The sequence below is a fragment of the Sphingobium sp. L-44 genome (assembly GCF_056859495.1).
Genome location: NZ_JBSXOQ010000011.1, coordinates 1 through 10,567 on the forward strand (window position 1 = coordinate 1; position 10,567 = coordinate 10,567).

10 protein-coding genes and 1 pseudogene are annotated in these 10,567 nt (G+C 63.1%); 4 read left to right on the forward strand and 7 right to left on the reverse strand.

What is annotated here, in order from left to right:
* A partial coding sequence (locus AC13EK_RS00245) for a transposase (RefSeq protein ID WP_483021938.1) occupies positions 1 to 127 on the forward strand: 127 nt, incomplete at its 5' end.
* 58 nt (positions 128 to 185) lie between these two features.
* Positions 186 to 1,343, forward strand: a pseudogene (locus AC13EK_RS00250) (IS3 family transposase); the annotation flags it as partial.
* A 341-nt stretch (positions 1,344 to 1,684) separates the two neighbouring features.
* Here AC13EK_RS00250 and AC13EK_RS00255 read toward each other — a convergent pair.
* Both AC13EK_RS00255 and AC13EK_RS00260 read right to left on the reverse strand, forming a co-directional pair.
* On the reverse strand, positions 1,685 to 2,242 hold the full coding sequence (locus AC13EK_RS00255; protein WP_327197965.1) for a LysR substrate-binding domain-containing protein: 558 nt from the start codon (positions 2,240 to 2,242) through the stop codon (positions 1,685 to 1,687).
* A complete protein-coding gene (locus AC13EK_RS00260; protein WP_327197964.1) occupies positions 2,197 to 2,574 on the reverse strand; it encodes a LysR family transcriptional regulator in 378 nt (125 codons plus the stop codon). The genes AC13EK_RS00255 and AC13EK_RS00260 overlap by 46 nt, the downstream gene beginning before the upstream one ends.
* 119 nt (positions 2,575 to 2,693) lie before the next feature.
* On the opposite strand from AC13EK_RS00260, the gene AC13EK_RS00265 reads away from it, so the two are divergent.
* Positions 2,694 to 3,635, forward strand: a complete 942-nt coding sequence (locus AC13EK_RS00265) for an alpha/beta hydrolase (protein WP_069335524.1) — start codon at positions 2,694 to 2,696, stop codon at positions 3,633 to 3,635.
* A gap of 65 nt (positions 3,636 to 3,700) precedes the next feature.
* Positions 3,701 to 4,633 (forward strand): alpha/beta hydrolase, encoded by a 933-nt coding sequence (locus AC13EK_RS00270; RefSeq protein WP_069335528.1) that lies wholly within the window; start codon positions 3,701 to 3,703, stop codon positions 4,631 to 4,633.
* A gap of 332 nt (positions 4,634 to 4,965) precedes the next feature.
* Here AC13EK_RS00270 and AC13EK_RS00275 read toward each other — a convergent pair whose 3' ends face one another.
* The 5 genes from AC13EK_RS00275 to AC13EK_RS00295 are packed head-to-tail and all read right to left on the reverse strand — an operon-like array spanning position 4,966 to position 10,202.
* A complete protein-coding gene (locus AC13EK_RS00275; RefSeq protein WP_081331562.1) occupies positions 4,966 to 6,549 on the reverse strand; it encodes a PepSY-associated TM helix domain-containing protein in 1,584 nt (527 codons plus the stop codon).
* The gene (locus AC13EK_RS00280) at positions 6,546 to 6,854 is read right to left on the reverse strand and encodes a hypothetical protein (RefSeq protein ID WP_069335523.1); all 309 of its coding nucleotides are present in this window, start codon (positions 6,852 to 6,854) and stop codon (positions 6,546 to 6,548) included. The genes AC13EK_RS00275 and AC13EK_RS00280 overlap by 4 nt, the downstream gene beginning before the upstream one ends.
* Complete coding sequence (locus AC13EK_RS00285) at positions 6,851 to 7,126, reverse strand: hypothetical protein (protein WP_069335522.1); 276 nt, start codon at positions 7,124 to 7,126, stop codon at positions 6,851 to 6,853. The genes AC13EK_RS00280 and AC13EK_RS00285 overlap by 4 nt, the downstream gene beginning before the upstream one ends.
* Positions 7,123 to 7,965, reverse strand: a complete 843-nt coding sequence (locus AC13EK_RS00290) for an alpha/beta hydrolase (RefSeq protein ID WP_081331561.1) — start codon at positions 7,963 to 7,965, stop codon at positions 7,123 to 7,125. Before AC13EK_RS00290 ends, AC13EK_RS00285 begins: the two co-directional genes overlap by 4 nt.
* The gene (locus AC13EK_RS00295; protein ID WP_069335520.1) at positions 7,962 to 10,202 is read right to left on the reverse strand and encodes a TonB-dependent siderophore receptor; all 2,241 of its coding nucleotides are present in this window, start codon (positions 10,200 to 10,202) and stop codon (positions 7,962 to 7,964) included. Before AC13EK_RS00295 ends, AC13EK_RS00290 begins: the two co-directional genes overlap by 4 nt.
* Positions 10,203 to 10,567 lie beyond the last annotated feature (365 nt).

A 10,567-nucleotide genomic window follows, 5' to 3' on the forward strand; every position in this document is an offset into this window, starting at 1 on the left:
GATCGAAAACATGTTCGGCAAGCTCAAGGACTGGCGGCGCATCCACACCCGATACGACCGTTGCGCACACACCTTCATGTCCGCCATCTGTATCGCCGCCGCCGTCATCTTCTGGCTCAATCAATGAGTCCTGAGCCTAGATTTCTGGACGCCTTCTATCCTAATTTTGAGGACAGGAGACGGCGATGGGGAAGTCCAATTTCAGCGATGAGTTCAAGCGTGATGCGGTGGCCCAGATTACCGAACGTGGGTATCCGGTAGCGGAGGTTTCTGAGAGGCTCGGCGTCAGTCAGCATTCGCTGTATGCCTGGAAGCGACAACTGGCGAAGGTTGTGTCTGGCGATGCCAGCAAGGATGCCGAGATCCGCCAGCTGAAGCGCGATCTGGCCCGGGTGACCGAGGAGCGCGACATCCTAAAAAAGCCACCGCGTATTTGACCTGCGGTCACTTCGTTCCGCCAGGGATGCAAAGTGAGATACGCATTTGTTGCCGAGCATCGTGACCAGTTCAGAGTTCGATCGATGTGTCGGTGCCTGCGCATCCAGCCCAGCGGTTTCTATGTTTGGCAGAAGAGCCCACTGAGCACGCGGGCCCAGGAAGACGCTCGGCAGACAGAGTTGATCCGGCAAGCCTGGAACGACAGCGGTAAGGTCTATGGCTACCGCAAGCTGCACGACGACCTGCTGGATCAGGGCGAGACCTGCTGCCCGAACCGCGTTGCCCGGCTGACCAGGCTGGCGGGTATCAAGGCGCAGATCGGCTACAAACGCCGACCGGGGAGCTATGGCGGCAAGCCATCCCTGGCGGTCGACAACACTCTGGATCGGCAGTTCGACGTTGCTGCCCCTGATCGGGCCTGGGTGACCGACATTACCTACATCCGCACCCTGGAGGGCTTTGCCTATCTGGCTGTCGTGATTGATCTCTACTCCCGCCGCGTGGTGGGCTGGTCGATGCAGAGCAGGCAGACCACTGATGCGGTGCTGCAGGCGCTGCATATGGCGGTATGGCGGCGCAAGCCGAAGCAGCGGGTGCTGATCCACTCAGATCAGGGCTCGCAGTTCACCAGCATGGACTGCGCGGCCTTCATCCGGGCTCACAATCTTGAGCATTCTATGAGCCGGCGCGGCAACTGCCATGACAACGCCGTCGCCGAGAGCTTTTTCTCCTCGCTCAAGCGTGAGCGCATTCGGCGCCGTACCTACAAAACACGCGATGAAGCCCGGCAGGACGTGTTCGATTACATCGAGATGTTCTACAATCCGGTCCGCAAGCAGGTCAGGAACGGGATGCTGCCTCCCAACCAGTTTGAACGGCAGCAGTTTCTGAAAACAGAAGGCGTCCAGAAAACTAAGGGCTACTCATACCGGCAAAGCCTGATGCTGGGCCATTTCGATCCGCGAAAGCGACCGAACGGCGAGCCTGTGATGCCAGATAGATGTCACGATCAACACAGCGAGCGACAATATCAGCGCCAATGCGCCCGCGACCATCGCCTTCCTGAAGCTCACCGGCACCTCCCCGCTGCGCTGTCATCCGCACCTGCATGGATGCCGAGTGTAATGGCCCAGACCGCGCGGTTGGATCATACTTTGGTCCAATAGGGTTTTCCGACCCATGCCGGACGCTCAGTTCCTAATTTTCGCGGGCCGGAAGCAAACATTCCGTTTAGTCGCATGGGCGCCTAATCACGATAGCGCACGGCTTCGACAAACAGCTTGAAAGCGGCGGAGGCATGCCGCCGGTTGGGATAATAAAGCTGATAGCCCGGCAGGTCGGGCGTGAACTTGCCCAGAACCTGGATCAGTCGCCCGGCATCAAGATCATCCTGCACCTGATCGGTCGGCAGATAGGCGAGACCGTGACCATCGAGCGCCGCAGCACGGACGAGTTCAATCGTCGTCAGCACCAGCGGTCCGCCGACTCGCACCTTCGCCTCCCGCCCGCCGCGCATCAGACGCCAGGCCAAGGGCGCCCGAGAACCGGGCAAGCCCAGATTGATGGCGCGATGATCGACAAGGCCGGCCGGAGACGCCGGCGCGCTTCGTCCGGCGAAATAGGCGGGCGCGCCGACGATCGCCATTGGCACATCCGCGCTGATGCGAACCGCAATCATGTCCTTGGCGATCTCGCCGCCCAACCGAACACCGGCGTCGAACCGATCGGCCACCACATCCGCGAGCGCATAGTCGATCGTCAGTTCAACCGTGACATCCGGATTTTCAGGGAGGAGCTTGCGCATCGCTGGCAGATCGTCTTGGCGGCATGCTCCACCGTCGTCACGCGGATCGTGCCCGATGGCCGATCCCGCAAATCCCCCAGCGACGCAATGGCGCCGTCCAGATCATGCAACATTGGCCCCAGCGTGGCGATCAACCGTTCCCCCGCCTCTGTCGGGGCGACGCTGCGCGTGGTGCGGGACAGGAGGCGCATCCCAAGCCGCTCCTCGATCTTGCGCACGATCTGGCTGAGCCCCGATTGCGCCATGCCCAGGCGTGCGGCCGCCTTGGTGAAGCTGCGTTCTTCCGCAACGATCACGAATGCCGCCAGATCAGCGATCTCATCGCGCCTCATTCATCACTCCAGTGATAGGACCAAGCAGTATTACCTGCCTAATCCACGCAATCGCCAGGGTCTATATCTCCCTTATCGGCAGACGATCCCCCCGTCGCCAGCCCCGAGGAGACCGAGACATGAGCAAGATCAGCTTCGCCAATTCGAACAACCCGTCGATAGCCATGTCGGCCGTCATCAACCTGCCCGAAGGCTTCGATGAAACCCGGCGCTATCCGGCGATCGTCGTTTCGCATCCGGGCGGCGGGGTGAAGGAACAGACGGCCGGCACCTATGCCCGCAAGCTGGCGGAGCAGGGCTTCGTCACGATCGCCTTCGACCGCTCTTATCAGGGCGAAAGCGGTGGCGATATTCGTCAGCTGGAAAATCCCCATATCAGCACCGAGGATGTCAGCGCGGTCATCGATCATCTGACGACGCTGCCCTATGTCGACCGGGAGCAGATCGGCGCGATGGGCATCTGTGCGGGCGCCGGCTATACGGCCAATGCCGCGATCCAGGATCGCCGGATCAAGGCGATCGGCACGGTCAGCGCGGTCAATATCGGTTCCATGTTCCGCAATGGCTGGGACAACATGGTCAAATCGATCGACGCGCTGCCCTATGTCGAGGCCGGCTCGAGCGCCCGCACCGCCGACGCCGAGGGCAAGGGCCATGCGACCATGCCGCTGGCACCGATGAACGAGGCGGATGCGCCGAACGAGGAGCTTCGTCAGGCCTGGGAATATTATCATACTCCGCGCGCCGAATATCCGACCGCGCCCGGCTTTGCGACGCTGCGCAGCCTGAACCAGATCATCACCTATGATGCCTATCATATGGCCGATGTTTATCTGACCCAGCCGATCCAGATCGTCGCCGGCAGCATGGCGGGCTCGAAGTGGATGAGCGATGATCTTTATGATCGCGCGGCCAGCACCGACAAGGCATTCCATGTCGTCGAGGGTGCCGACCATATGGATCTCTATGATGGCGAAGCCTTTGTCGACGAGGCCGTGTCCGTCCTCGCCCCGTTCTTCACGGCCAAGCTCACGGCCGCCGTGACCGAACCCGCCGAGTAATCGAGCAAGCAGGCGCCGGGAGCATTGCGCTCCTGGCATCCACTGTCTTTCCCGAGGAAATGATCATGGAAAGCGTTCAGATCCAGAACCGCGACATGGCATGGCACATCGCCGCCAACATCCTGTTCCCGCCGAATTTCGATGCCGCAAAGAGCTGGCCGGCAATCATCGCCGTCCACCCGTTCGGCAGTTGCAAGGAGCAGACGTCGGGCAATGTCTATGGCAAGGCACTGGCCGAACAGGGCTTCGTCGTCATCGCCTATGACGCCAGCTTCCAGGGCGCTTCCGGTGGTGAACCGCGCTGGATCGAGGATCCGACCCAGCGGGTCGAGGATATCAGCCATGTGATCGACTATGCCGTGACGCTTTCCTATGTCGATGCCGACCGGATCGGCGTGATCGGCGTCTGTGGCGGGGGCGGCTATGTGCTGAACGCCACCCTCATCGAAAAGCGCATCAAGGCGGTCGTGGCGATCACGCCCGTCAATATCGGCCGCCTTTTCCGCGAGGGGTTCAGCAATTACGATCCTCTGGGCGCGCTGGATGCCATGGCCACGCAGCGGACGAAGGAAGCGCGCGGCGGCGAACTGCAGGTCAATGAACTGCTGCCTGCCAGCCCCGAAGCTGCCAGGGACGCGGGCCTCACCGAGCGCGATGTGTTCGAGGCGACCGATTACTACAAGACCCCACGCGGGCAGCAGCCGGGCGGCTGGACCCGGATGCTGTTCAGCCATGCGCAGAATACGCTGGGCTGGGACGCCTTTGCCTTTGCCGAGATGCTGATGACGCAGCCGATGATGGTGGTGATCGGCCAGAAGGTGGGGGCATTCGGCGCCTATCGCGACGGGATGGAAATCTACGGTCGATCGGTCGCCTCTAAGGATCGGCAACTCGTCGCGCTGGAGGACTGGTCGCATTATGACCTCTACGACAAGCCGGAACCGGTCGGTCTGGCGCTCGACAGGCTGGTGCCGTTCTTCAAGACTCATCTGGGCTGAGCTTGGTGGCCATGATCGATAGCGGGACATCGATCATGGCCCTGGGTCCGGCCCCAATCCAACAAAGTCATTTGGCGGCACGTATGGACTGCCCAGAGGCGGAAGGTCGGCTAGTCATTTTCGCACATGCTCGCGCGCAACACCGACATGCTGCAAGGCCGCGGCCAAACATTTTCAGCGTCAGCTTATCAGTCCAGCGCCATTGATGATCAAGGCTAGCCCGATCGGGTTTTGGGCTGCGGCTGGGACATGGGCGTCGAGTGCGCCAGTAGATCGCTCCGTTTACGCTTGCAGTAGCGGCTGTTTGCACCGTCATCGGTTTGGAAGCTGCATCAGCCAGGGTCCACAACCGGCCTGTTCGTCGACCAGACGCTGTCGCGCGGACCGGTCGCCGCACGACGGGCCGCGGCCCGCGCCGACAGGAGCAAAAGCACTGCCAGCAGCACCGCCGTGATATCCACCAACATCAGTGCGGGCGCATCATACCAGCCAGTCCCCGCGATCAGGCTTGCGGCCGGGATGCACAGCATCGCCACCGCGCCCAGCATAGCCAGCTCGATGCCCGATCGCGCCGCGCCGCGCGCCAGTGCCCATCCGGTCGCGATCAGGAAGAGCGCATAATAGATGGCGCTGTGCATGCCATAGCTGGCATGGCTGCCCAGCAGTTTGGCCGCCGCCAGCGTCACCGAAATGCCGGCGATGCTGCCCATCGGCACGCCTACGGTCAGCGCGCCCAGGATGCGTGTCGCCCGCGTCTGTTCGACCGCGCCCGCCTTGCGCTCCTTCTTGCGGCGCGATTCCACCCAGAGGAGATTGCCGGTATAGAAGAGGAAGGCACCGGCCAGCCCCAGCAGGAAATAGGCCCAGCGGATCGTGTTCCCGCCAAAATTGCCGAAATGCAGGGCAAAGAAGCTGGTGATCGTCGCCGACCAGCCATCCTGCATGCCGGGCATATAGTCGGTGCCGGTGATCGCACCGGTCTGCGGATCGATCCCGGCCATGCCATAGGTCGGCGCGCGCAGGCCGTAGCGGGCATCGCTGCCCTGCACCCGCAGCGCCGGCAGGCCGCCACGCCCCTGGCCATAGACCAGCGTTTCGGGCGTGAAGCCGGGCGCCTGTTCTCGCACGCGGGCGACGATCTGCGCCGGCGTCAGCGTGGCGGGCGGCGGGCCCTCGGCCGGGGCCGACAGGCTGGGCCGCGCCCGCTCCGCGCCGCCACCAAAGGCCAGCCCCTGCGCACCGTAGAATTGGTCATGGAAGGCGAAGACGACTGCGGTCAGCGCCATGATGATGTGGAAGGGCAGGCTGAACAGGCCCAGCACATTATGGACATCGAGCCACATGCGCTTCACATTCCTGCCGATGCGCAGCGCGAACAGGTCGCTGACGAGGCTGGGCAGCAGCACGACCAGCCCCGACACCAGGGCGATGGTGTAGAGCAGCGCGATCGCGCCCATGATCGGCATGGAAATCTCATGGTCGAAGGGCAGGCCGACCTGCTGGTGCAGCACATCGATCAACTGCGCGACCTCGGACGGCCCCTGGCTTTCGACCTGCAGAGCGCCGTCCGGTGCCAGCGAGGCGTAATAGCGTTGACCGCCGCCATGCTCGTCCGCTTCGCCACGCACCATCCATGTCATTCGGGCCGGATGGGCAGCATCGATGACGAGGTTGATGTCATAGCCCTTTGCCGCCTGCGGATGTGCGGCCAGCACCTTGGCGACCAGTTCCGGTGTCCGCTCCAGCGAAGGGGGCGGCGCCAGCGTCGGCGGGGGCGAGGCCCAGCGCTGCAAGGGCAACTCGAACATGGTCAGCGCCCCGGCATAGAAGGCGATGAACAGGCACAGGCCGGAAATGATGCCGACCCAGCCATGCACTTCCTTGTACATCTTCACGACGTCGGTCGGCAGTTTCACGGCCGCAGCCCTCCCATCAGCAGCACCGGCACCCAGACCAGCAAATTGGCGGCGAAGAGCCATAGCCAGGCGCGCAGGCCCGAACGGAAGAGGAAGCAGAAACTCAGCGTAAGCGCCCAGACCGGCGACATCAGCCACATGGCGAACTGCCCCTTGGTGGAGAAATAGCCTTCCCCCACATCCATCAGTTCGCGAAACAGGCCGGCGCAGCCGAGCGCCAGCGTGAAGCCCAGGATGAAGGCGGCCGATACCTTGCCGAACCAGTCCCGGCTGGACAACGGTCGGCGCGATCCGATCCTGCTCATCGCTTGCCCTCCGGCGCGCCGCGGCGCCAGGCGATGATGACGGGCACTACCGACCAGATCGTCATCACCAGCGTCAGGACGATGAAGATCGCCGTCGCCACCCCCGCCCAGCGAAGCAACAGACCGGTGCCGACGATCAGCAACGCCACGCCGCCCCATCCGGCCAGGCGCGGCGGACAGGGCAGTCGTCCCATCTGCTGATGCGGCGCCGCCAGATAGAGCAGCATCGCCGCCACACAGGTGAGCAGCCCGCCAAGGATTGCAATGATCATTTCGATTCCATTTCAAATGCCTTGGCAATGCCGTCCGTCATCATCGCCATCATCGTCGATCCATGACTATGCCCCGGCAGCAGCCGGAACTGCGCATCGACGCCTCGCGCCGTGAAAAGCGCCGCTACCCTGTCACCTTCGCTGTCGCCCTTGGTCGGGCCGCCCTCGCGGTCGCCACTGGCCGCCAGCAGCCGCTTGCCCGGCGCAGGCGCCATCGCTTCGACCTCCCGCGCGACCAGTCCATTGCCGAACCAGAAGGATGGACTGACCGCGACATAACGGCTGAAGGGCGCCCCCTTGGCCAGCGCGTGCAGCGCCAGCAGCCCGCCGAAGCTGTGGCCCATCAGCGTCTGCCGGCTGGCATCGATCTTCCAGCGCGCCGCGATCTGCGGCCGGACCTGCTGCTCGATGAAGCGCAGGAAAATGTCGGCGCCGCCGGTCGGCAGGCCACTGGCCGGCGCTCCGGCGGGAATGGCATAGCCCGGCGCTGCCGGCGTATAATCGAACACCCGCCGGGCCAGCGGCCCGGAATCGATCGCGACGATCAGCCCCGGCCCGATCCCCGATCGCGCGCCCGCGCGCGCCAACCGACGGGCAGTGGTCGCTGCGATCGGAAAATTATCCTCGCCATCCAGCATCCACAGCAGCGGCCATCCGTCGGCGGGTGGCTCGCCCTCCGGCCAGGCGACCAGCACCCGATAGGCATGGCCATCGGGCGACCTGATGGTCAGCACGTCGGATCGCTCCAATTGCCATGGCGCCGCCACAGCGGGCGATGACGCCACCCCCGGCGCCATCGTCAGCAGGCCAAGCGCCGCAAGGGCCGACAGCCGCCTCACCAGTTGAACTGCAGGCGGGCGGTGAGGCTGCGGCCCTGGCCATAATAACAGGCGGAAACCGCGCTGCAGGTCGCGACATAGCGCTTGTCGGCAATGTTGCGGCCGTTGATCGAGAAGGTCATGCCCTCCAGCGCATCCGATGCCTTGCCCAGGTCATAGCGGATGAACAGGTCGAACAATGTATAGTCGGGAATGCGGAGCGAGTTGGCGGTGTCGCCATAGCTCTTGCCGGTATAGCGCACGCCGCCACCGAAACCGAGGCCGGCGAGCGAACCGCCTTCGATCGTCTGGTTGAGGAACAGCGACGCCATCCATTCGGGCACCTGCGGCAACTCGTTGCCGACCTGGCCCGCCGTGTTCGACTTGGTTACCTTGCTGTCCATGCGGGTCGCGGTGGCGATCACCGCCATGCCCCAGGGCAGGGTCGCTTTGCTCTCGAACTCCAGACCTCGCACCCGTCCCTCGCCGGTCTGCACCTGACAGCTGGGCGCACAAGGCTTGGCGGCCAGCGTGGCGGCAGTGCTGCCTGTGGGAAGGTCCGCCAGGGTCGCGGGCGTGGTCATATTCTGCTGGGTGATCTGATAGGCGCCCAGCGTCACATAGATATTGTCGCCATGCTGGTAGCGGATGCCCGCTTCATATTGCTGACCGGTCGTCGGCTTGAATGGCTCAGCCGTTAGATTGGTCGTGGGGTCGCTGACCTGCGGCTGGAAGCTTTCGGAATAGCTGGCATAGGGCGCCAGGCCATTGTCGAACATGTAGACGGCGCCGGCGCGCCAGGTGAAGGCGTCGCTCTTGGTGATGTAGCGATTACCGGTGATGGGGTTATAGGTATTGTCCTTCGCCCAGTCCTGCCGGCCGCCCACGGTCAGCCGCAGCTTGCCCAGCTTGATCTGGTCCTGCAGATAGACGCCCGCCTGCTTGCTGACCGTTTCGGTATAGACTTGCGGCGACATGTTGCTGGCATAGCCGGCCGAGCCACGCGACACCGGATCGAAGATATCGAGGATGGGCAGCACCAGCGACGAACTGACGAGGTCGCGATAATGCTCCCACTCCGTGTGGAAATAGTCGACCCCGCCCAGCAGTGTGTGCTCCACCGGACCGGTGGTGAATTTGGCCTCCAACTGGGTGTCGGTGGCCAGGCCGTCGCTCTCGCCCTTGCCCTGCACCGCGCGCCGGCTGATCGTCTGGCCGGGAATGCAGCCCGCTATGCTCGACGGGCAGGTCGTCAGCGTGTTCCCCGACAGAACGACGACGCGATAGAGCGTGTCGAGATGAGTATAGCGGCTGTTGTTGCGGATCGTGATCGCGTCGTTGAACTTATGCTCGAAGAAGGAACCGATCAGATACTGGTTGCGGTCAAAGGTGTTCCAGTCCGGCTCGCCCAGATTGTCGTCATTGGCGATATATTTGCCGTTGCTGGGATAGAGCGCACCCAGCGCCGGCAGGAACTGGAAGGTCGAACCGCCCTTATCCTGCTGATATTGGCCCAGGATCGTCCAGGTCGTGGCATCGTCCGGCTTCCAGGTCAGGCTGGGCGAGATATAGCGGCGGCCGATCGACACATCCTTGACCTGGGTATCGCCATAGCGCGACAGGCCGACGATCCGGCCCGACAGGGTCGAAGTAATCGGCCCGCTGACATCGGCAGAAGCCTGATAGTTCCAGTTGTTGAGATCGGTCGTGCCGATCGCCTGGAGCATGACATTGGCCTGGAATTCGTCGGTCGGCCGCTTGGTGACGATATTGACCAGGCCACCCGGCGCGGTCTGGCCGTAAAGCGCGCCCGAAGGCCCCTTGAGCACTTCGATCTGTTCCAGCGCATAGGAGTCGAAGCCCGGCCGCGTCCATTGTCCACCCGAAGGCAGGCGCAGGCCGTCGACGAAATTATTGTTGGACGAAAAGCCGCCTGCGCCAAAGCCGCGCACCGACACTTCGTCGACGCGGCTGTCCACGCCCCAGCTTTCTGACTGCACGCCCGCCGTATAGGCCAGCGCATCGGCGATCGTCGGAGAGGCGCGCAGATTGATCTCCTCGCGGCTGATGATCGAGATCGACTGCGGCGACTCGATGATCGGCGTGGCGCTCTTGGTCGTCGAAATGGCCGACGACTGACCGGTCGCGGTGACGATGATGATGTCGTCGCGGTTCGCCTCGGCAGGCGCCGCCTGTGCATGGGCGATGGTGGACGTGCCCGCCAGAATGAGGGCGGTGGCGATGGAAATTCTGCGCATGATGATCCCCTAAATTCGGGGCCCAGCTAATGCGAATCGGTCGCGTTAGCAACCTTGGAGATATTTCAGCTTCTTTGCAGGATGTTGCAAAGCGCCTGTTTGGGCGTCAGAGCAGAGCAATATCAGCCATTTCCTCGCGCGTTGTCTATTACGCTGACCGTTACCGTCCGCCCTCGTCCTGTAATTTCCGCTGTAGATTGAGGTGATCGCATGGGGTTGCGCATCCCCAACCCCATGCGATTTCGAACTCGGTGGCCACCGGGCTCATCGGTAAGGTGGAGTTACCACACGTCACACGCCCACCGAGGAGTTGATCCCGATGACCGACGACAGACTACCGCTTGCCGAACTGATGGCGAAGACCG